Source organism: Streptococcus sp. SP8, from assembly GCF_030440045.1.
GTDB lineage: Bacteria > Bacillota > Bacilli > Lactobacillales > Streptococcaceae > Streptococcus > Streptococcus parasanguinis_I.
Map to the genome: position 1 here is coordinate 35692 of NZ_JAQFJL010000013.1, position 23992 is coordinate 59683.

General features: G+C 43.3%; 16 protein-coding genes. 15 read left to right on the plus strand and 1 reads right to left on the minus strand.

Translation table 11 applies throughout. The features are described from left to right. Positions 1-33: 33 nt before the first annotated feature. Positions 34-585: a hypothetical protein gene (locus PCY11_RS08475; protein ID WP_070845806.1), complete on the minus strand. Its 552-nt coding sequence runs from the start codon at positions 583-585 to the stop codon at positions 34-36. Positions 586-1062: 477 nt separating this feature from the next. On the opposite strand from PCY11_RS08475, the gene PCY11_RS08480 reads away from it, so the two are divergent. The 15 genes from PCY11_RS08480 to PCY11_RS08550 all read left to right on the plus strand — a co-directional run bounded on the left by PCY11_RS08480 (position 1063) and on the right by PCY11_RS08550 (position 23849). Further along, on the plus strand, positions 1063-1350 hold the full coding sequence (locus tag PCY11_RS08480; RefSeq protein ID WP_003016069.1) for a WXG100 family type VII secretion target: 288 nt from the start codon (positions 1063-1065) through the stop codon (positions 1348-1350). A 131-nt stretch (positions 1351-1481) separates the two neighbouring features. Then, positions 1482-4505, plus strand: a complete 3024-nt coding sequence (esaA, locus tag PCY11_RS08485; protein ID WP_070845804.1) for a type VII secretion protein EsaA — start codon at positions 1482-1484, stop codon at positions 4503-4505. Then, positions 4502-4957: a type VII secretion protein EssA gene (gene essA, locus PCY11_RS08490; RefSeq protein WP_024054630.1), complete on the plus strand. Its 456-nt coding sequence runs from the start codon at positions 4502-4504 to the stop codon at positions 4955-4957. The genes esaA and essA overlap by 4 nt, the downstream gene beginning before the upstream one ends. Then, positions 4958-5200, plus strand: a complete 243-nt coding sequence (locus PCY11_RS08495) for an EsaB/YukD family protein (protein ID WP_003013697.1) — start codon at positions 4958-4960, stop codon at positions 5198-5200. It abuts the gene before it with no gap. 1 nt (position 5201) lies between these two features. Further along, the gene (essB, locus tag PCY11_RS08500; protein WP_049514928.1) at positions 5202-6491 is read left to right on the plus strand and encodes a type VII secretion protein EssB; all 1290 of its coding nucleotides are present in this window, start codon (positions 5202-5204) and stop codon (positions 6489-6491) included. Positions 6492-6494: 3 nt separating this feature from the next. Beyond that, the gene (gene essC, locus PCY11_RS08505) at positions 6495-10895 is read left to right on the plus strand and encodes a type VII secretion protein EssC (protein ID WP_070845801.1); all 4401 of its coding nucleotides are present in this window, start codon (positions 6495-6497) and stop codon (positions 10893-10895) included. A 16-nt stretch (positions 10896-10911) separates the two neighbouring features. Then, entirely contained in the window at positions 10912-11280 is a 369-nt protein-coding gene (locus tag PCY11_RS08510; protein WP_024054634.1) for a hypothetical protein, read from the plus strand. A gap of 7 nt (positions 11281-11287) precedes the next feature. Then, complete coding sequence (locus PCY11_RS08515) at positions 11288-13348, plus strand: hypothetical protein (protein ID WP_049523158.1); 2061 nt, start codon at positions 11288-11290, stop codon at positions 13346-13348. A 2-nt stretch (positions 13349-13350) separates the two neighbouring features. Then, positions 13351-14283, plus strand: a complete 933-nt coding sequence (locus tag PCY11_RS08520) for a hypothetical protein (protein WP_024054636.1) — start codon at positions 13351-13353, stop codon at positions 14281-14283. A gap of 21 nt (positions 14284-14304) precedes the next feature. Next, on the plus strand, positions 14305-14694 hold the full coding sequence (locus PCY11_RS08525; RefSeq protein ID WP_024054637.1) for a hypothetical protein: 390 nt from the start codon (positions 14305-14307) through the stop codon (positions 14692-14694). A 272-nt stretch (positions 14695-14966) separates the two neighbouring features. Next, positions 14967-15521 carry a hypothetical protein gene (locus PCY11_RS08530; protein WP_024054639.1) on the plus strand — a complete coding sequence of 185 codons (555 nt, stop codon included), beginning with the start codon at positions 14967-14969 and terminating at the stop codon, positions 15519-15521. A 141-nt stretch (positions 15522-15662) separates the two neighbouring features. After that, positions 15663-16067, plus strand: coding sequence for a DUF3592 domain-containing protein (locus PCY11_RS08535; RefSeq protein WP_024054640.1), 405 nt, complete (start codon positions 15663-15665; stop codon positions 16065-16067). 195 nt (positions 16068-16262) lie between these two features. Further along, a complete protein-coding gene (locus PCY11_RS08540) occupies positions 16263-20657 on the plus strand; it encodes a PolC-type DNA polymerase III (protein WP_070845799.1) in 4395 nt (1464 codons plus the stop codon). A gap of 17 nt (positions 20658-20674) precedes the next feature. Further along, positions 20675-20824 carry a hypothetical protein gene (locus PCY11_RS08545; RefSeq protein WP_003004689.1) on the plus strand — a complete coding sequence of 50 codons (150 nt, stop codon included), beginning with the start codon at positions 20675-20677 and terminating at the stop codon, positions 20822-20824. Between the two features lie 172 nt (positions 20825-20996). Beyond that, entirely contained in the window at positions 20997-23849 is a 2853-nt protein-coding gene (locus tag PCY11_RS08550) for an AAA family ATPase (RefSeq protein WP_061591298.1), read from the plus strand. The last annotated feature ends 143 nt before the right edge of the window (positions 23850-23992 follow it).

Sequence of the window (23992 nt, forward strand, 5' to 3'; positions counted from 1 at the left end):
ACCAGTGTGGTGATGAAACTCAGGAAGCTCTTTTTATTTTTCTTCTTTGAGGCCTTGATCTTTGAAATAGGTAAAAAGATCTTGAGGTTTGCCATTGAGGTATTTCTTGAACTCGGCTCTTTCTTCCTCCCCTTGATCCCCGTAGATGGAAGCAAACTCATCTTTCTTGATTTTTGAGAAGTCAGCTTGTAAGACCTTGGCATAGGATTGTTTATCTTTCAAAATTTGAATGCGGAAGCTAAGACCAGGCTTGCCATTTAAGCTTTTATAGATATCGCTATGTTCTAATTCTTCCTGGTAGATTTCCTTTAACTCGGAAAGATCCATGTCTTGCAAATCTGAGGAAATGGGTTCAAAACTAAGAAAAGTAAAAGAGACAATTTCATCTTTTTTGTAGCCGATTTGAATTTTGTTTTGGTGGTGATCGCCGAGGTCACTAACAAAGGTCTTGTTTTGGACTTGCTCCTTTTTGGTTTGAGTGGCCTCTTGCTTGGAAGAAGCGTTAGTAGTCCCTTTGCCTTGTTGGCCTTGGCTACAAGCGGTAAGAGCTAGTAGACAGACAGAGACAAGTAGAAATTTTTTCATATATACTCCTTATAGGTTAATGGTGTTCGATCTTGTATGAAACAAGTTTTGAACAGGTTTCATTATACCATAAAAGTTTTAAAAATGAAAAAATATACAAAAGTCATCGAAATTTGCTTTTAAAAACACCTAAAATCAACAACTTTTATCTATGTGTTGAGTTAAAATAAAAGGACAGAGTGTCTTCTTTTCTTTCCAGAAATAATACTAGTTGGAGACTACTGGGGCAAGGAATTCGGGAAATATATTACAGTTTTATGACAAAATGTTACACAATTGTAACAAAGTTACAATGTTTTATCAGTTAGTCCTCTAAACTTGACATTCTGGCAATATTTCATTAAGATATTTTTAAGTAAATAATACAAACAGGGAGAAAAAGGTAAAATATACAGTTATCTGGCATTTTACTAATTCGTACTAAAATGTATTGTTTATGAAAAAAATATAAGGGTATCAGCCCAAAAGGAGAAACATATGGCTCAAATTAAATTAACTCCAGAAGACCTACGTGCTTCAGCACAACGTTATGCACAAGGTTCTCAAGAAATCGATCAAATCCTTACTACTTTGACTCATGAACAACAAGTCATCGACGCAAACTGGGATGGATCTGCATTTGATAGCTTTGAAGCACAATTCAACGAATTGTCTCCAAAAATCAAACAATTCGCTCAATTGTTGGAAGACATCAACGGTCAATTGATCAAAGTTGCTGATATCGTTGAACAAACTGACCAAGATATCGCTGCACAAATCCACTAAGATAGTCTTGGAGGTGATCTTACTTCTTGTAGGTAGATCACCCTTTTGTCTTTTGATATATAGAAAATAGGGGTTAGATTCTTAATTCCTAACCCCTATTTTGTATCTATGAATTAGAAAAAGGAAAAGGTATGGAAGTTAAAAATAAAAAATGGTTAAAATACATCGGTCAGAGTGCGGTTGTGCTCCTTTTGATGGGATCTGTCGTGGGTCTTTATACGACGGTTCAAAAGGACCAAAAGCAAAACGAAGCCAAGACCGTGCAAACAACGGAAAACACTAAGCTCAACATTGCGGTTGTCAATGAAGACAAGGCGGTCAAGCTGAATGATAAAGAATATAACCTTGGGGCTAGCTATGTAAAGAATATCGAACGGGATAATTCGCAAAACTGGTCTGTACTCCCTCGTGGAGCTGCTGAGTCAGGGCTTGCAGATGGCAAGTACCAGTTGATGATCGTTATTCCAAGTGATTTCTCAGAGAAGGTCTTGGAAGTGAACGCGGTTAATGCAGAGAAGACAACGGTGACGTATAAGGTCAATGCGGCTGGGAATTCTCAGGTTGAGAACGAGGCCAATAAAGTCGCTAAAGATATCGTTTCAGACTTGAATAGCCAGTTGGTTGATATGTATATGGTCAGCATTTTGAGCAACCTTTATACAGCTCAAAAGAACGTGGAAACAAGTAACAAAATTCAATCCACCAACATTGGTTCTTACCGAAGCAACTTGCTGGATTCGGCCTTGGATTCCAAGAATATCTTCCCAAGTCTCTATAGCTTGTCTACGTCATCTGTCGAGTCGAACAATGCCTTGAAGACAGTCCTTGAGTCTTATACACAGGCTTTTGATCAATTGACCCAATCTCAGGATCAGTACGGTCAAAACTTCGACACATTGATCAAGCAACGCTCTGAGGATAAGATCAGCCATGAAGAGTTCATGAACCAGCTGATGTCTATGAACCAGTCTGTTGTCAGTGAAAAGACCCAAGAGTTGTATAAGAATCTACAACAAAACCAAGAAGCAATTACCAAACAATTGAGTCAACCAACTGAAACAGCAGGAGATGCTTCAGGTACCAAGACCTATGCAGGCTTGACAAAAGATGTGAATGATCGTGTGGCAGACCTTGAAAAAGGGATCAAGGCAGAACGCGACAAATTAGATGAGCACGAAAAGAACATCGAGTCTTCTGTAAAAGCGAAGATCCTTGACTACTATGGTCTAAATGAAGGAGACAAAGTCACTCTTCGTACCTTGCTTGGAAAGCCAAAAATCGAAACTATCAGCAAGGCTCGAGATAAAGCGGATGATGACATTCGTCAAGCAATTGAAAAACTTCCGTCTTTAGATCCTGCTAGTCTGAATTTGAATAAGTATGGAAATCTCAACGCAGCGATTAATTTTGATAGTGCTTTTGCTGGAACAAAGGCGCATCCAAAAGGGAACGCCGATGACTTAAAAAAATTGGCTGCAGAAGTGGATGCCAAATCAACGGCAGTTGCGGATGTCCTTAATGCTAAATCTGGAAAACAAAAAGTTAGCATTCAAGTACCTGCCGGAGTCAAGGTTGATACTTGGACCTATGATGGACAGACTTATGCAGGCAGTGGTGAGCAGGAAGTTGAACTGAAAGATGGCAAACAAATTCAAATTCACCTTGTTGAAGATGGAGGAGCTATGCCAAGCGCGATTGATGTTGAAGTTCTTGTGAATGGAGTTTCTTCAACCAGTGTGACTGTATCTGCAGATGAATTGAAAACAGCTGTCGCTAACTATGCATCGAAAGCTAGTGAAATCGCCTTGGATTATCAACGCGCAGGAGCATTGATCGATGCCTACTATCCAGAAGATGACAACCATGTTCGTCATTCACTCTATGATCCAATCGAAGATATGGATTTGACAAACGCTTTGGTCGACATCGTGAAGGCTGCTGTTTCAAGTAACATGAAGGACTACCGTAAGAGTATTGAAACGGATGAATCTGGGGATGCAACGAAGAGTGTGAAAGCCCAGTTAGATGGTACCCTTAAACAGTTGCAAGACTTGGGACCACAATTGCAGGCCAATCTTCAAGCAATCGAAAACACTAACAAAGATCTAACCCAAAATATCAATGATCAATTGACGCAATATGCTGATCTTCAAAAACGTTTAGAAGAGATATCAAAAGCGCAAGAAACAGTGACACAGGCTCAAACCAAGACCGATGCAGATTTGTCAGCCCTTGGTTCTGAATACACGTCATTATTGAGCTCGACAGAAGGCGTTAAGAGCTCATCTCGTAGCAATGTAGAAGCTGCTAACTCTACCAATGAAATCTTTAGCCAATTGAACAAAGAATTGGCTAAAGCCCAAGGCAATACAGAGAAATTGTCTAGCAATGCAGAGAGCTTGATGGGTGAATTCGACAAGGAATTGTCTGAAAATGGGAACTTCGTCGAAGCCTTCCGTAAGGTCTTCAACAATGCCTATGAAAACGGAGTGCCGAATGAAGTCTTGCTCGACTTCTTGTCAAATCCAGTTGCAGAGAAATCTTCTTCTGTGAAAGCGACTATCAACGTCTACCGTCCATTTATCTGGATCTTTATGTTGGAAGTCTTGAGTCTCTTTACAGCTTATCTCTTTGCGACTCAGCCAATCATCCGTAAGGTTAAGGATCGTTTCAAATTGGATCGTTTGCAAGAATCAGATCTCTTGTCTGTCGGTGTCCTTGTGGGACTTTCTCTCATCCTTGGACTGGTGATCGGAATGATTTCAAGTATTCAACTCTCTGTTGGTCGTGAATATGTACCTTCATGGGTATTCTTAGCGGTTCTAGCAAGCTTTGTCTTGGTACAACTACAATACCTTCTCTTGAAACACTTCCGTGTGATTGGAATGGGACTGGCCTTCTTCATGTTGATCAGCTATGTCTACCTATCAAGCGCGATCGGAACGACCGCGACCTTGTCAGGCCTTCCAGCACTGGTGAAAAATGTCAACCTCCTTTCTATTTTAGAAGGACAGTTTGCGGGTTACTTTGATGGACAAACAGCCGGTATCGGCGTCTTCTTCGGATTGTTGGTCTTCTTCGGACTTTTGGCGGTTGCCAATATCTTCATTCCAAAGAAGTTTACTCAAACAAAGGAAATTGAATCAAGCTTATGAAAAAAATGATGTATCTTCTCTTTGTCTTAAGTCTCTTGCCAGCGGTTGTTGTTTCTGCAGATGATTTTATTGATAATCGTCTGCAGGTCAACAACTCACGTCTTGAGACAGAGCAGGAAAAGACACTTGGGGGCCAATTGGATGCGACTGAGTCTCTTTTCAATGAGAAGGATCAGAAAAAATTAGCAGATGAAAAACGCAAGCAAGAGAAACAATTGACCGATTCAGACGGCCAGTTGTTTTCTGCTATAAAGGGAAAGAAAAAAACGGGGCCTGAAGCGGACCTGTTCCAGCCTGAAAATCAAAAATTATCTAAATTCGAGTCCAATGTGGAGGACAATTCGGCCAGCTTGTCGGATTTTATTCCAGCTTTGCAAATGCTGGCTTGGAGTGCTCTTCTCTTTGGGATTGCTGGCTATATTTCCTATCGAATCTATAGAAAAGAGGCCTAAATGGACCAACATATCAATGTCACCTTCCGTATGAATGGTGCAAGCCATGACCTCCGAATCCCAACGCGGATGGAGGTGCGACGCTTGATTCGGGAATTGGATCAGATCTTTGGGTCTGCCATGGAGCCTAGAAGCAAGTATCAGTTGCGCGTGGTAAATAAAGGCATCTTGCTGGATGAAGGCAAGGTGGTACAGGAGTATCCGATCACGAGTGGTGATCTGATCGAGATTGAGGAGTGGTAAGGTGAAAGAAGAACAATTTACACTGGAAGAACAAGTCTTCCGTTTTGAAAAAGAAGAAACGAGCTGGCGGCTGGACCTTAAGCGTTCAGAAGTGGATAGCCAGGATTTACGCAATTTATGGATTTTGGATCTCCATCATCCCTTGTTTTTAGAGCAAAGCATGACAGCGGATCAAGACCAGATTCATCTGACCTATCAGACAGACGCGCTAGGCTTGACTGCAGAAGAAATCCAGGCATTACCGGTTTCAGACCGTCTGCGTCTAGCTATCAATGTCTTGGATTTGGCGCCAGCCTTGGAGCTTCCGGTGACCTTTATGTTGCATCCTATCAATTTGTTTGTGACCAAGGATGCGCAAGTCAAGATCGCTTATCGCGGGGTGCCGGGAATGATGGTGCCACGCAAGTGGGATCAGGTTGAATTCTTGCGGCAGGCCAAGTGCTATGCGGTCACTCTTTTTGGGGACTGGGATTTCATGGAGCTCTATCAAGGCACACTTGAATTAGAAGATCTGCCTGATTTCTTGGTAGAAATCCGTGATGCTGCTAGCTTAGAAGAGATGAAAGCTCTCTTAGAGAAAGCCTACCAAGAACGCAAGGAAGAGGAAGAAAAGACCTTGACCTTGGTTTCAAGTCGTCAACACCGAATCTTTAAGTTGGCAACCGTATGGCTTTCCGCTGTAGTGGCCCTCTTACTCTTGCCCTTGATTTATTTGGTCTTTTTCCAAGCCCCCTTTAAAGAAAAGTTGCTTCAAGCGGATACTGCTTTTCTTAAAGTAGACTACACCGGTGTGATCGATGAGTTGGAGGGAGTGGCTCCAAGCAGTCTTCCAACGACACAGAAATACGAGTTGGCGACGTCTTACTTGCAAGGCTTGAATTTCTCAGAGGACCAAAAGAAGGTCATCCTCAACAACGTCACGCTCAAATCAGACAGTCTCTATCTCCACTACTGGATCTATATCGGCCGTCATGACTTTACCCAAGCGCTGGATACAGCCAAGCGGATCGACGATTCAGACTTGATCATCTATGCCCTTCGCAAAGAAATCAAGGCGACACGTGATAGCGAAAAACTCTCTGGTGAACAGCGCGAGAAGAAACTCTCTGAGCTAGAGGGCGAATACAAGAAATACTGGGATGCCCGCTCTAAACTCTTGGAAGCAGAGACAGATGAAACCAAATCTTCCACTAGCAGCTCAACAACGGCTTCGTCTACAGAAGGCTCCTCTACAGAAAGCTCGTCTTCTACAACAGCAAGCTCAACTGAGTCTAGCGAACACAAGGAGTAGTCTATGAAAAAACGTATCATACTCTATAAAAAAGGCTTTCGCTATGAGCTAGCACTAGAAGAGGGGAAAACAGCGACCGTATCGAATCAAGAAACGGCTCAGTTGACCATTTCTTCGCAAGAACATCCCCTTCATTTCCAATGGAGTCAAGGAGAAGTCTTCTACCAATATGGGGAAGACAAGGGCGTGCTAGAAAATAGCAAGATCCTTGGGGATGTGGTCTGTTACTTGGCGACAGGAGAAGTCCATACCTATGAGCTGCTAGACAAGGAAGAGATCCTCGTAGCAGATGAAGAGGGTGCGGATGTGCGCGTGCATTATCCAGTGCGCTTTCTCCTTGTGAAAAAAGACCAGACCTGGACTTGTCAGCTCCTATCAGGGAAACTCTACCATAACCACAAACTCGTCACTGAAGCGACTGTTCCAATGGCTTTTGGAGATGAGCTGGCGATTGGAGATGTGACCTTTAAGCTCTATCCAGAAGAATTTGGCGTGGAAGGAACTGTTGAAGTAAGTCCTTATCTGGTGCCGCGCTTGCATTCGCGCTATGACTTCTACAAGGACTATCCAGAGTACCACCGGTCTCCGCGGATCATCTATCGGAGTTCGGAAGACAAAATCCTGATCAATCCTCCGGGTGCGGAGCCTCAAAAACCATCCGATGAACTCTTGAAGTTAATTATGCCTCCTCTCATCATGGTTGGGGTGACCCTCTTGATCACCATTTTCCAACCGCGAGGGCTGTATATCATCGCGACGGTATCCATGTCTGTGGTCAGTGTGATCTTTTCGGTACAAGGATTTTTCAAGAATCGTAAGAAATACAAAGAAGATAAGAAAGAGCGCGTGGAGCTCTACCATCTCTATCTCAAGGACAAGGCCAAGGACTTGGAACAGCTCTCTCGGAAGCAACGAGAAGGCATGTTTTACCATTTCCCAGCCATCGAAGACTTGACAAAGATGGTCAAACGCTATGATTCGCGGATCTACGAAAAAACACCGCTTCATTTTGACTTTTTGGCCTATCGTTTGGGATTGGGCAAGGTTCCAACCAGCTATGAGCTCAAATATGGTCAGGAAGAGCGCAGTGGGAAGAAAGATGCCTTGGAAGAAGAAGGCTATGCCCTTTTCCAAGCTCATCAAAAAATCGACAATCTTCCGATTGTAGCCAGCCTTAATCGGGGACCAGTAGGGTACGTTGGCCCTCGTCCCATCGTGCTAGAACAGTTGCAACTCCTCGTTGCCCAATTGGCTGTCTTTCATTCCTACCATGATCTGACCATTATTCCGATCATTCCAGAAGAGGAAAAAGAAAGCTGGGATTGGATGCGCTGGTTGCCTCATGCAACTCTGCAAGACATGAATGTCCGTAGCTTTGTCTACAATCAGCGGACACGCGATCAGGTCTTGAACAGTCTCAACCAAATCCTCAAGCTCCGCAAGGCGCAAAAAGAGGAAGAAAAAGCCAATGATACCAAGATCTTCCATCCTCACTATGTGGTCCTCATCACCGATGAAACCTTGATTTTGGACCATGTCATCATGGAGTTCTTCCGTGAGGATCCGACAGAGCTGGGCTGCTCCATCATCTATGTGGCAGACGTGCTCTCATCTCTTTCTGAAAATATCCAAACGGTTATCTCCATCAAGGACCGCAACCAAGGGCAATTGCTCTTGCAAGAAGGGGTCCTTCGGGAGCTCGACTTTCAATTGGATCACTTCCCTGAAGGTTATGACAAGGAAGCCATCTCGCGTGGCCTTGCGCCTCTCAAGCATATCCAACAGCTCAAGAGCTCAATTCCGGACTCGGTGACCTTCCTTGAAATGTACCAGGCGGAAACGTTCAATGACCTCAAGGTTTTGAGTCGTTGGGAGAGCCATGCCCCTTACCAAAGTTTGGCCGTGCCGATCGGTCTGCGCGGGAAGGACGATTTGGTTTACCTCAATCTTCATGAAAAAGCTCATGGACCACACGGCTTGATCGCAGGGACGACAGGATCTGGTAAGTCTGAAACCATTCAGTCTTATATCCTGAGCCTTGCTGTCAACTTCCACCCACATGATGTGGCTTTCCTCCTCATCGACTACAAGGGTGGGGGAATGGCCAACCTCTTCAAGGATCTGCCTCACTTGCTTGGGACCATCACCAACTTGGATGGTGCCCAGTCTATGCGGGCCTTGGCCTCTATCAATGCGGAGATCCATCGTCGAGAACGCCTCTTTGGTCAATATGGGGTCAACCATATCAACCAATACCAAAAGAAATTTAAACTGGGTGAAGCGACAGAACCGCTACCTCACCTCTTCTTGATCAGTGATGAGTTCGCCGAACTCAAGGTCAACCAACCAGACTTCATCAAGGAGTTGGTCTCTATCGCGCGTGTCGGGCGTTCCCTCGGGGTGCACTTGATCCTTGCGACGCAAAAACCTTCTGGGGTCGTGGATGACCAGATCTGGTCCAACTCCCGCTTCAAGCTGGCCCTCAAGGTAGCAGACCGTGGCGACTCTATGGAGATGCTGCGGACAGCAGATGCGGCTGAGATCACGCAGACCGGTCGTGCCTACCTCCAAGTCGGGAATAACGAAGTCTATGAACTCTTCCAAACCGCTTGGTCAGGAGCAGACTACCAGCCTGAGAAGGACCAGCTAGGGATCGAAGACCATACCATCTACTTGATCAATGAACTGGGCCAATACGAAGTCCTCAATCAAGACCTATCTGGTCTGGATATGGCAGAAGAAATCAAGGAAGTTCCAACAGAACTAGATGTCATCGTGCAAGAAATCAACCACTTGCACCAACAAGAAGGCATCGCAGCTGTGGCCCAACCATGGTTGCCACCCCTCAAAGAGCGGATCACGCTGGATGAGTTGGACAAGGTCGTGCCGATCGAGGCTTGGCAAAAACGGACAGCTCCAAGCGTCCTGATTGGGGTCGCCGATATCCCGCAGGCGCAAAAGCAAGAAGCAGTCGCTATCGATCTGTCAAAAGATGGGAATATCCTCCTTTACGGAAGTCCAGGTACAGGAAAGACCACTTTCCTTCAGACAGTCGCAATGGATCTAGCTCGCAAGCAGAGCCCAGAAAATCTGACCATGTACCTGCTTGATTTTGGAACCAATGGTCTAGCGCCCTTGACGCAATTGCCACATGTGGCAGATAGTCTCCTACTCGATCAGACGGAGAAAATCCAGAAATTCATCCGGATCATCAACCGCGAGTTGGATCGTCGTAAGAAGCTCCTCTCTGAGCATGGTGTCGGCACCATCGCTCTCTACCGTGAAGTGACCGGTAAGCAAGAGCCAACCATGGTCATCCTCATGGATAGCTATGAGTCTATGAAGGACGAGCCTTATGAGACAGACCTCTTTAAGCTCTTCATGCGGATTTCTCGTGAAGGTCTCAGCATCGGTGTGCACTTGATCATCACAGCTAGCCGTCAGAACAACCTACGGGCTCAGCTCTATTCCAACTTCAAACACCAGCTGACCTTGCCGCAAAATGATATCTCTGAAGTCCGCGGTATCGTGGGAGCAACCCCACTGGCGTCTACGATGGAAGACATCAAGGGACGAGCGCTCATGAAACGTGACGAAGTCGATGTCGTCCAGTTTGCCCTACCAGTCGCAGGGGACAATGATATCCAAATCATCAACAACCTCCGCGACCAAGTCCAAAGTCTCAAAGAGATGTGGACAGGCCGCACTCCAGCAGGCATCCCAATGGTGCCAGATGAGTTGACAGAAGCAGCCTTCTATGGACGTGAGGATGTAGCAGCTTTACTGAATGAAGGAAAGGTACCACTCGGATTGGATCTGGAGACGGTTGAGCCGGTGACATGGGATCTCAAGAAAGGCAACCTTCTCTATCTGACAGACAAAGAAGAGCAGATGACTCAATTCGTCAAACAAATTGCTCGTAGCAAGCAGAAGGTGATTGTGTTGGCGCCGAAGTATCATAAACTACCAAATGCAGATAATTTATTTGTCTTTTCATCGGCTGAGGAAGTTCTAGAATCTCTTAAAGATATGAATAAGCGTATTGATGAGAGATTGGAGAAACAGTTGTTTTCTCATGATGCTACTATTATTATATATAATATGATTGATCTACTGCAGGAGTTAACACAAAATGGTATTGACTACTTGACGTACTTATTGGAAAAAGGTTTGAAGGTTGGATACGGTGTTGTTGTTATGACTTCGGCTTCTATAAGTCGCAATATTGATTCAGCTTCGAAACAAGTAAGAGCATATAAACAAGCTTTCTTAGCAATTAGATTTAATGATCAAACTATGTTGAATGCAGTCAATAAGCCACTAAGAGAAGGAGTGTTAGAAAAACAATTACATTATTATGTAGTTGATAATCAACTAAGAATAATCAAGGTTTTGATATCGTAATATTATAGGAGATGTAATGGGAAATAAATCTGAATTAATCCAACAGTATAATGAAATTAGTGCTAAGAGTAATGCATTAAATGCAAAAATCGCTGAGTTATCAGAAGCTTTAAAGAATTTAAATAATGTTTCAACTACAGTAGATTATATTCTTAAAAATCATGAAAATATAAAAAATAATTATAATTTGGCTGGAACAGCATATAAAAATGAAACAGAAGCAGAACAAACAACTGTAAAGATAGCTTCGGAGAAATTTTCAAAATATAAAGAAGATATTGCAGGGGAACTCAATGCTAAAATATTATTTCTTGGCTTTGAGGCTGCTGCATGTAGAACGTCAATGAATACATTATCTATACTTATAGATATGGCGAAGGAGTGATAGTTTTATGAGTGACATTATCAAGATACATAATTTACCTGGTATAGATGATTTTGGAAAGTCTATTTCAGAATTTTCAAAATCATATTCAGTTGCTGTTAGTGATACAGAAAGAAAGTTTTCTATTAAAAAAAATAATTCAGAATTAGATGCGTTAGAAGCTTTTTACAAAAAATTAAACATTTTACAAGAAAAAGTTTTTCATAAAGTACCTGAAGAGTTAGAAAAATATTCTACACTCAATATCACGTTTAGTTCAACTATTAAGGATGCTGGATTTGATGTCAAAGCTTGGACTTCAGAAAGCGGGAAAAATACTGTAACACAGACTTTGACAGGTGATCAGTCAACTGCTGTTGAAGATGTCAAGTCTAAATTGCAACCTGCGTTGGATACTGCCACAAGATTATTAGAAATTGATAGTATAAATTTGACCCCTATCCAAACAACAGCACAGCAAGAATTATTAACTGAGTCTACGAATAGATCAAATACACATGATGCGATCGAAGGAGCACACAAAACATTTGTACAGGGGTTGGATGAAATAACGAAGACAATAAATCTGCTTCAAATAGAAGTCAATCATGCAAAGTCGATTTTAAGGATGCCTGCAGATTTTATTTTGGATAGTATTAGCCATAAAATTTTAACGAAGGATAAAATGTATTATCTTGATTCTATGTCAAGCGATGTTGATGCAACAGTAGTAAAAGATATCCTTAGTGAATCTCCTGGAAAAATAATGAAGCAACGACCTGAGGGGATTAGTGGTGGTACATATAATGTACTTTCCGCAGAAGTTACGGATTGGATAGTGCGTGGGAAAAATGGAGATAAACTAGCAGTAAAAAAATTAAATCATCTAGTAGATGCGATGGGGAGTGAGTCGATTGACACTGTATCTCAGTTTACAACTTCAATGATAGAAGCCGGTGATAGAGAAGCTTGGTTTCTAATTGGAAATATGAAAAAGAACCATTCAGAAAATCCGAATGATTCTAAAATTGGTAGAGATCAGAATCGATTAAATAACGTGAATGATTTCATTGGTTTGATGCAGTCTATTAATTTAATTGGTATCGGAGAAGATATAGAAAGATTAAATTATGGTGAATACACTGAGCCAGAAACTAAAATGACCAACAAACAAATGAAAGACATACAAATAACAAGTGATGGAATTTCTTTCTCTGTAAAAACAGATTTTAAACATGTAATACATAAAAATGTTTTGGGAATGGTCAAAGTAGATCAAATTATGACTGCCACTACAACAACGGAAAATTATAATAGTAGTACAATGGCTGGAGCAGGTGCAAATTTGATCTATAATCAAGAAAGGGCATCTAAACTTAAGAAAGCTCGAAAAGAAGCGTTGGAAGAATTTCAGAAAGAAATGGGTAAAGCTATTGGGCAAGGCTTATTAAATAGTCTTATTCCTGGTTCTGGAACAGTCATGGAGCTTTTAGGATCGTTTGCTGGAGATGACAAGGAGAAATCGGATGGTATTAAATCACTTAGTGATTATATTCCAAATAAATACGGGAAGAATGCACTGAAGGTTATTGGTAACATTGCTAAAGACCATTTTGAGTTTAGTAGTAAGATAGAGAAACTGTCAAAAGAGGAATTAAGTAATCAACAAAAAAGCATAGGTGAGTATTTGAAAAAAGGGACTTGGTATCTCAAATCGAATAAAGATACTTATACAGACTCTTCTGTTTACTATGACTTTAATGCAACTCTTCGAGCGGAAGAAATGGACGATAGAGGTATGAAAGGCTATGTAGAAGAAAAAATTCCAGAAGCTACTCGCAATGGTTTAACTCCGGAACAGTGGATAGAAAACCAAATTAAAAAGAACGAAGTTAAAGTTGATAATGATACCAAGAACTATCTTATGGGAGTATCTGATAAAAAAATAACAGATATGAAGCAAGAGGAAATAGATAAACTTACAAATGCTTTAAATGCTATCATTCCGCAGAATGAAAGTACGGGAAACAGAGGCGTAGAAAGGTATATTTTATACCTAGATGAGAAATTTGAATACAAGGAGAGATAAGTATGACTTTTAAAAAGTTTGCAATACTTTCAACGATTTTTGTCGCAATTTTAGGATTTTTTGTCTATAAATACTACCAAGATAAACAAGAAAAAGAAGATTATTACAATAATGTGTACACTTATAGTGGTGACTACGAAATTGGTGATTATGAATTTCTAGGAGATAAGGGTATCGTAGCAAAGTGGGTTAGTAAAGATCCGGAAGAAGATAAACAAATTCGTAAGCACCTTAAGAACGATCCACAAAGTAAAGTTGAATATCATAACAATGATGTTATCATGGCAGGTAAACGTTTTATCATTAGAGAGAATTTTAAAACGATGTCGCGCAAAAAAGGTGGAAGTACCTATCGTTTATTAATCTATGATACAAAAGATCAAACTTTAAAAAAGAAAGAGGTTGATGTATTAAAATGGCTTCGAGAAAAAGGTGAAGGCTGGGGATTAAGTACAGTTGGTCCATCTTTAAATACACTACCTAGCGGAAAGGAAGTGTTGTCTGTCAATATTCAAAAGAGTACAGAAAAAAAGGTAAATGGTATTCCGGTCTCTAAGACAGAAATTAAACCATATTATTTAGATTTGGAAACGGGTAAATTCATTGATTATCAGAAGGAAAGCAAAAAATTAGAGGGATTATATTCTTCAATCAATGAAAATTACCAAGGGGATTCTTTACCAGGAGATGAATTATTACATTATGGTCTTGATTTAAACTATAATACTGTAAACATCAAAAAAGAATTATTTGAACAAAGTAAAGATCTACCAATTCAGAAAGAATATCCGAAGGCTTACAAAATTTTAAAAGAAAATAATAGCGCTTATTATCCAACTTTTAATAGCGATCGAAGTCCAAAAGAAATTTTAAATCATTTATCTCCTCTTATACCAGAAGGTAGTGACATTTTACAAGATACAAGGATTCAATAGTTAAATAAGAAAGGAGATAAAATGGGAACAGGTACTAAACGAATTAGCTCAGAACATATAAAAGGAGTTAAAGCAAGTTTTAAGGTTGCGGATGAACATTTATCAGATAAGTCCTCTGACTTGATAGAATCAGATGCAACAGAAAAATTATCAGCAGCAACAAGCTCCATTAAACAAATGATTACTGATTTGAGTGATACTGTGGAAAATCTTGATCAGTATTTAAATTCAATAGCGGATGCTTTTGATAGAGTGGATGGCGATTTAGCTGAAGCGATTAAAAATAATATAAGTGAATCATTTTCAAATGGGAAGTCGACCAAGCAAATGCAGTCAGAAGAAGAAAAACGTCAAAATGCAGAGAAAAAACAAGAAACAACAAAATCTAAGAAAAAAGTTCAATATCCATAAGTGTCTTATTGTATTTGGGAAAATTTATTGTTTATAGCTGATTTTATTTTAATGAGGAAGTCGTTTATAAATTGGGAGAACCAAATATGAACTGCGATCAAAAAGTTAGACAGAAAAAATCAAACTTTTGGTGTCAGTACACAGGTTCTCTCTTTTTTCATCCCCTCAGCTCTCTCCACCTAGTGACGAACTTGCTCTTCAAACTAATTTCCGGTATGATAGTAGAAAATGTTTTTGAATCTAACTCAATTATAAAAGAAGGGAAATGATCCATGAAAAAGATGATGGTATTACTGGCGAGTGTGTTTGTATTAACAGCTTGTGCTCAGCCGAAAAAAGAGGTCAAGGAGGCGACTGCAAAGAAAACTGAGCAAACTACAAAAGCCTCCTCGTCTGCTAAAGAGGAACAGGGGTTGAAATTTGTAGTGGCACCTCAGTATGAAGGAAAAACATCTGACTTGATCGAACTAGGGAAGAAGTTAGTTAAAGAGCATCCGGAAGCTGGCAAGCAAGGTGAGATTACTTTGTATTATACAGGTAGTACCTATACTTTGAACCAACAAGAATATGTAGTATTTATGTTGGTCAACAAAACGGCAACGAATATTGATCATGATGCAGAATTTAAGCTAAATTGGAGTTACGATGGACAATCTATATATCAAAACCAGTTAGTTGAGTATAGGATTTCTGAAAATGGCAAATTACCGACTCAATCGGCAACGATCTTTTTGCTTCCTTTGACTAAGGAGCAACAATCAATTGTCGAAAGTATAACAGATGAAACGAAAATGAGTCTGAGTATCACAGACATTATGATGAAGTAGGTAATGGGGATGCCTGATATCAGAATACTTCTAGTCATTGCTGTGGCTGTTATTGGATTTCCCTTGTTTACCGTACTCTTTTTTGGACATTTTTGAAGAGAAGTTAGGATTAAGACCCTCTCGTCAAAGAGCGTTGAGGGAGTGGTAGTTGGCTATAAGCGGGCACAAATTGTGGTGGCTCCAATTGTAGAATATAGAGTGGATGGTCAGACCTATCGTAATAGTCTAAAATATTATCGGGTGGTGCGGGCAACACTTCCTTGGAAAACGAATCAAGCGGCTAGCGATATCGATTTGATGGCACAAAGGATAACCATCTACACCAATTCTACAGTCTCAAAGGGCAATCTTTTTCAAGATGCTTTTCCACTGGGATCGAAGATGACGGTCTGGTATAATCCAGCCTGTCCAAAAGAATCCTACGTTGAACGCTATAGTGGATTAGACAGGCTTTTTAAACGGCAGATATGGATTGGAATCTGGAGGTTAATTTTATTGCCTATTTTAGCAGTTGTGGCCATCACTATGGGGATGAAGTATAAATAATGGATCAGCCCTAACTGAATAAATGATGAAGAGAAATCACCGTCCTATCGGTGGTTTTTTCGTCTTCACTTCTCCCTCGAATTAATCCTTAAATTGTGATAAAATAAGGGTTACGAATGTTTTTGAATGGTCTGTTTTTGCATAGAGTCGGGCCGCTCAAAAGCGAGCAAAAGAATCAAGATCAAGGGAGAAACAATGTCCAACACCTTTGAAATTTTAATGGATCAGCTGGATATGCCGCTGGAGATGCGATCTTCCAGTGCCTTTTTGCATGCGGAGATTCAAGAAGTCGTGGTGCACAAGGTTAGTCGGGTTTGGGAGTTCCGCTTTGCCTTTGCGGAAGTTTTGCCGATTGCTTTGTTTAAGGAATTGCGCCAGCGCTTGAAGGATGAATTTTCAAAGACAGGAAACCAGGCGACCTTTACCATCCAAGTGGCCAATCAGGATTTTTCTGCAGATTTATTGCAGGCCTACTACCAGGAGGTCTTTGAAGATGGGCCTTGCGCTAGTCAAGGCTTTAAGGGACTTTACCAAGACTTGCAGGTGCGTGCGGAAGGGCAAGAATTGATCATCTCTGGGCCTTCTTCGGTTGATACGGAGCATTTTCGTAAGAACCATTTGCCTAACCTTGCCAAGCAGTTGGAAGCCTTTGGTTTTCCGCATTTCACCTGTCGAGTGGAGTCTGATGAGGAGTTGACAGAGCAAGAAGTGGCGCGCTTTGAGGAGGAAAATGAAAAGATCTTCCAAGCAGCCAATGAAGAGACCTTGCGGGCTATGGAATCCTTGGCCCAGATGGCTCCGCCACCAGCAGTTGAAGAAAAGCCGGTATTTGATTTCAAGGCTAAGAAGGCGGCGGCTAAACCTAAGCTAGACAAGGCCGAGATCACTCCGATGATCGAGATCACGACGGAAGAGAACCGGATTGTCTTTGAGGGTGTGGTCTTTGACGTGGAGCACAAGGTGACACGGACCGGTCGGGTCTTGATCAGCTTTAAGATGACCGACTATACCTCGAGTTTTTCCCTTCAGAAATGGGTCAAAAATGAGGAAGAAGCCCAGAAGTTTGACATGATCAAGAAGAACAGCTGGCTACGGGTGCGGGGAAATATCGAAATGAACAATTTCACGCGCGACTTGACCATGAATGTCCAAGACATCCAGGAAGTCGTGCATTATACCCGCAAGGACCTGATGCCAGAAGGTGAGCGCCGGGTGGAATTCCACGCCCATACCAACATGTCGACCATGGATGCCCTACCGGAAGTCGAAGAGCTGGTTGCCAAGGCAGCTGAGTGGGGCCACAAGGCGGTGGCCATTACCGATCATGGCAATGTGCAGAGCTTCCCACATGGCTTTAAAGCAGCCAAGAAGGCTGGGATCCAGCTGATCTATGGGATGGAAGCCAATATTGTAGAGGACAAGGTGCCGATCACCTATAACGAGGTGGATCTGGATCTCAATGAAGCGACCTATGTGGTCTTTGACGTGGAAACGACGGGACTTTCAGCCATTTACAATGACTTGATCCAGGTTGCCGCTTCTAAGATGTACAAGGGCAATGTCATTGAGGAGTTTGACGAATTTATCGATCCGGGCCATCCTCTGTCGGCCTTTACGACCCAATTGACTGGGATCACCAACGAGCACGTCCGTGGAGCCAAGCCCTTGGTGCAGGTCTTGAAGGAGTTTCAGGCCTTCTGTGAGGGAACGGTTCTTGTCGCCCACAATGCTACCTTTGACGTGGGCTTCATGAATGCCAACTACGAGCGTCATGGCTTACCAAAGATCACCCAGCCAGTCATCGATACGCTGGAATTTGCCCGCAACCTCTATCCAGATTTTAAACGGCATGGCTTGGGACCCTTGACCAAGCGCTTTGGAGTAGGCTTGGAGCACCACCACATGGCCAACTACGATGCGGAAGCAACGGGGCGCCTGCTCTTTATCTTCATCAAAGATGTCGCTGAAAAGCATGGGGTGACCAATCTCAAGGATCTGAATATCGATTTGATCGATGAGAATTCTTATAAGAAGGCCCGGGTCAAGCATGCGACTCTCTATGTCAAGAACCAGACCGGCCTTAAGAACATGTTTAAACTGGTCTCGCTGTCTGGGACCAAGTATTTCGAAGGAGTTCCACGGATTCCCAAGACCGTGCTGGACGCCCACCGCGAGGGCTTGATCCTTGGATCGGCCTGCTCAGAAGGGGAAGTCTTTGATGCGGTCATGTCGCAAGGTGTGGATGCGGCAGTCGAAGTGGCTAAGTACTATGACTTTATCGAGGTTATGCCACCGGCTATCTACGCACCTCTCATTGCCAAGGAGCAGGTCAAGGACATGGACGAGCTCCAGACCATTATCAAGAGTTTGATCGAAGTGGGGGATCGTCTCGGCAAGCCTGTTCTCGCGACAGGTAATGTCCACTATCTGGAACCGGAAGATGAGATCTATCGGGAGATCATTGTCCGTAGTCTCGGTCAAGGGGCTATGATCAACCGGACCATTGGGCACGGAGAAGATGCCCAGCCAGCGCCACTGCCAAAAGCGCATTTCAGAACCACCAATGAAATGCTGGATGAATTCGCCTTTTTGGGAGAAGACTTGGCACGCAAGATTGTCATTGAAAACACCAATGCGCTCGCAGAGACCTTTGAGCCGGTCGAAGTGGTCAAGGGGGACCTCTATACGCCATTTATCGACAAGGCCGAAGAAACAGTTGCGGAATTGACCTATAAGCGAGCCTTTGAAATCTATGGTAATCCACTTCCTGATATTGTCGATCTGCGGATTGAAAAGGAATTAACTTCTATCTTGGGGAATGGCTTTGCCGTGATTTATCTGGCATCGCAAATGCTGGTGCATCGTTCCAATGAGCGGGGCTACCTGGTTGGGTCGCGTGGATCCGTTGGGTCCAGCTTTGTGGCGACCATGATTGGGATTACCGAGGTCAATCCGCTTTCGCCTCACTATGTCTGCAGTCAGTGCCAGTACAGTGAATTCATCACAGACGGTTCTTATGGATCTGGTTTTGATATGCCGGACAAGGATTGTCCAAACTGTGACCACAAGCTCAGCAAAAACGGGCAGGATATTCCTTTTGAAACCTTCCTCGGTTTCGATGGGGACAAGGTACCCGATATCGATTTGAACTTCTCCGGGGAAGACCAGCCGAGTGCCCACTTGGATGTCCGCGATATCTTTGGGGAAGAATATGCCTTCCGGGCAGGAACGGTAGGTACGGTCGCAGCTAAGACTGCCTACGGTTTTGTCAAGGGTTATGAGCGGGACTATGGCAAGTACTACCGGGATGCCGAGGTCGAGCGCTTGGCTCTTGGTGCAGCTGGGGTCAAACGGACGACCGGTCAGCATCCAGGGGGAATCGTTGTTATTCCAAACTATATGGATGTCTATGACTTTACTCCGGTCCAGTATCCGGCAGACGATGTGACCGCTGAATGGCAGACCACTCACTTTAACTTCCACGATATCGATGAGAACGTCCTCAAGCTCGATGTCCTGGGACATGATGATCCGACCATGATTCGGAAGCTCCAAGACTTGTCAGGCATTGATCCAAATGATATCCCTATGGATGATCCAGGGGTTATGGCCCTCTTTTCTGGGACAGAAGTGCTAGGGGTGACAGCCGAGCAGATTGGAACGCCGACAGGGATGTTGGGGATTCCAGAGTTTGGGACCAACTTTGTTCGGGGCATGGTCGAAGAGACCCATCCGACGACCTTCGCAGAGTTACTTCAGCTCTCTGGTCTGTCTCACGGTACCGACGTGTGGTTGGGAAATGCCCAAGACTTGATCAAGGCGGGCATTGCCGATCTATCGACCGTTATCGGGTGTCGGGACGACATCATGGTTTACCTCATGCACGCGGGTCTCAAGCCTAAGATGGCCTTTACCATCATGGAGCGCGTGCGGAAAGGCATGTGGCTCAAGATCTCAGAAGAAGAGCGCAATGGCTACATCCAAGCCATGAAGGAAAACAATGTTCCTGAATGGTACATCGAGTCCTGTGGGAAGATCAAGTACATGTTCCCTAAAGCCCATGCGGCGGCCTATGTTATGATGGCCCTTCGTGTGGCCTACTTTAAGGTGCATCATCCACTTTATTACTACTGTGCTTACTTCTCGATTCGGGCCAAGGCTTTTGACATCAAAACCATGGGGGCAGGCCTTGAGGCCGTGAAAGCGCGGATGAAGGAAATTGCTGAGAAACGTAAGAACAACGAAGCTTCCAACGTAGAGATCGATCTCTACACCACCCTTGAGATTGTCAATGAGATGTGGGAGCGGGGCTTCAAGTTTGGCAAGCTAGACCTCTATCGCAGTCAGGCGACAGAATTCTTGATTGATGGGGATACCCTGATTCCACCATTTGTCGCTATGGATGGTCTGGGTGAGAACGTTGCCAAGCAAATCGTGCGGGCGCGTGAAGAAGGAGAATTCCTTTCTAAGACCGAGCTCCGGAAGCGTGGCGGTGTTTCGTCTACCCTGGTTGAAAAGATGGATGAGATGGGTATTCTTGGCAATATGCCGGAGGATAACCAGTTGAGCCTCTTTGATGATTTGTTCTAGAAACAAAGGAGGAGAACATGAAGTTAGAAATTTTTGCAGAAGACAAACCAGCTGAAAAAGTCTTTGAGTACAAGCTAGAAGTGGCAGACAATGTGCTGCTCCTTTCCACTGCCATGCTCTCAGGAGCAATTGCTCTAGCCGGCTTATTTTCAGCCTTGAAAGATTAACTGACAGCCTCTATTTTCCTTTTGAAAATAGAGGTTTTTCAGTCCTTTCAGATCTGATAAGTGTTTTCTTTGGCACGGGATTGTGTTACAATTTTTAGTAACGATTGTTTATGACAAGGAAATAGAAAAACAATGGATGTTCTTCCAAAAAGAGGAAATAGAGGAGAAGCGCGTGGCAAGATATTTAGTAGGGCCTTACAACAATAGTTGGAACTTTATGGATGCGATTGAAAAAGCGCAGGATGGGGATACCATCGAGTTTGAAAATGGGTATGTCTTTCAATGGCCGACAAATAAAGTGATCGAGATCGACAAGAACCTTCATTTTGTGGGGCATGTGGTCCCAAATCCAAATGGCAATGGGCGCATGTTTAACAACACGATTGAGGCTTCCTTCCGATTTGTAGAGGGAGCTCAGGTGACATTTGAAGATCTGTGGTTTAAAGTTGGTGGGAATTATACTACCTTGCTCTTATGGAATAGCTCAGATATCACCTGTAAACAGGTCTATTTTGAAGCAACCACTCCAACAAATAATGAATTTTTTATCTATATGGATACGCATTCGAAGTTGACACTGGAAGGAGTCGGGATGAAGGTTCCGGAAAAACACCAAAGTGCCATCGGAATGTCAGCATCAGAATTGTCTATTCGCAATTCAACGATCTTTTCTAAGATTGATCTGTCAGAAGGATCTAAATTGACCTTAGAAAATGTCCATATTGAAAAATTTGGGAATAATACGATCCATGCCAAGGACTCAGAAGTGATTGCAAAAAATTCAACGATTACAGGCGGGGATCTGGAAAAGGATTTTCCACCAGTTTGGTTGAGGAATGTCATCTGGGAGTCTGAAAACTGTAAAATTGAGCTACCTACCGGTACTGGGGTCTGTCTTGATAATAATGTTCAATTCAATTCGGATTCGGATCGTATAACCTCCATCAATTCATTCAATAGTATGATCCGAGCTCACCAGGCTACATTTACAGAATTTTTATGCGTCTATGAAGAGTCCTTTGCTTCCCTGACTGGAGAAACAACCTTCTTGAATGAGAATGCCGAAACCATTTCATTTGGCGTTTTTGATGATGGTGTGCTGATGGCTGAGCATATGATTTGTCATAAGATTGCGGATCCTAATATACGGCTTCAAGGTGGAGCCTTTGCGAAGGTGGGCACCATGACCTATAAGCAAGGGGATGCGCGTGATCTGACCAAGGAAATCGAGGATGACTGTGATTATCTTGTTGGCAGAGAAGTGGCGAAGGGAAATGCGCAAGTCGTTCCTACGGGACAGGCGACGGATGCAACGGTGGCTCCAACCACCGCAAGAGACTCTGGACCAGAGAAGAAACAAGATGCTCTTCAAGAACTCAATAGCCTGATTGGTCTTGAAAAAGTCAAACATGAGATCAAGAAAATGATCAACATGGTGGAATTTAACAAGAAACGAATCGCCAGTGGCAAGGCACCTGAAAAGCAAACCTTGCATGCTGCCTTTATGGGAAATCCTGGTACAGGGAAAACCACTGTGGCCCGTCTGTTGGGACAAGTGCTCTTTGATGCGGGTGTCCTCTCAGGGGAAGAATTCCGTTTCGTGGAAGCAACGGAGTCCGATCTGATTTCTTCGAATATTGGAGGAACGGCTGAACAGACCCAAGCCCTGCTTGAAAAAGCGCGAGGAGGCATTCTCTTTATTGATGAAGCCTATAGCTTGGATAAAAAGGACAGCGGTGCGGACTTTGGGATCGAGGCGATCAATACCATCCTCAAATTTATGGAGGACAATCGTGACGACATCATGATTATCTTTGCCGGCTATACCAAGGAAATGGAGGAGTTCTTAAAGACCAATCCAGGCCTTCGTTCTCGGGTACCAAATAATTTCATCTTTGAAGATTTCACAGGAGATGAGATTGTCCAACTAGGTGAAATGATCCTGAGCAAAGGAGACTACAAACTCGAAGACCGGGATTACTATGCGCGGCATGTTAAACGGGCTTATGATGGCTCGCTAGATAAGAGCAATGGTCGCTGGATCCGTAACCTGGATGAGCAATTGACCAAGACCATGGCAGATCGGGTGGTGGCCCAAGGTTCTGACGATATTGAGACCATCCTCAATAGCGATATTGATGCTGTTCTTAACCAAGGTAAGTATCAAGCAGGAGCCGACAAGGAAGAAGATGGGATGGCTGCCCTCAACCGTTTGGTTGGAATTGCTAAGGTGAAAGAGCAAGTTGAACAATTCGTGGCCATGGCTGAGTTCAACCAAAAACGGGCTGAACAAGGTGGCATCGTTGAAGATACGACCTTGCACTCTCTCTTTCTTGGAAACCCCGGTACAGGGAAAACGACTGTGGCCCGCATTTTGGGTAATATCCTCTTCCAAAAGGGGGTTATCAAGCAGAAGAAGTTTATCGAAGTATCCCGGAGCAATCTGGTTGGAGGCTACCAAGGTCAAACAGCCTTGAAGACGCGCGAAGTCCTAGAAAGTGCACTGGGTGGAGTCCTCTTTATCGATGAGGCCTATACGCTTTATACCGGTTTAAATGACGATTTTGGGAAGGAAGCCTTGGACGAAGTCCTCAAATTTATGGAGGATCACCGCCGCGATATCGTCATTATCTTTGCTGGTTACACGAAAGAGATGCACGACTTCTTGCAGGTCAATTCAGGTCTACAAAGCCGGATCCCAACTACATTTGATTTTGAAGACTACAGCCCAGATGAGATCGTGGAGATCGGTTTGTTAGGATTGCGTAAGCAAGGTTACCAGGTCAATGAAGCCCTTTATGGAGAGATTGTGAAAGGGAATTATATGCGTGCCAATGACCATAGTAATGGTCGCTGGGTCCGCAATCTCAATGAAAAACTCTTGCGCCAAGTATCAACTCGGGTAACCCGTGAAGGTAGTACAGACTACAATTCCATTTTGGATCAAGATTTGGAAGCTTTGAGAGAGAATAGCAGTTCAGAGCAACCCCATACCGTGGATGATCAAGGCTATGTTCTTCCTTAAGCTGAAGGAACAAGAAAAAAGAGGCTGGGACAAAAGTCCTAGCCTCTCAATTATTTTTGGATTGTCGAGCAAGACGCAGTGGTTGAGTGGGCTCTACTACGCTGATTTCATCAGCTTTTACAGCCCTACTCAACTGTGCGGAG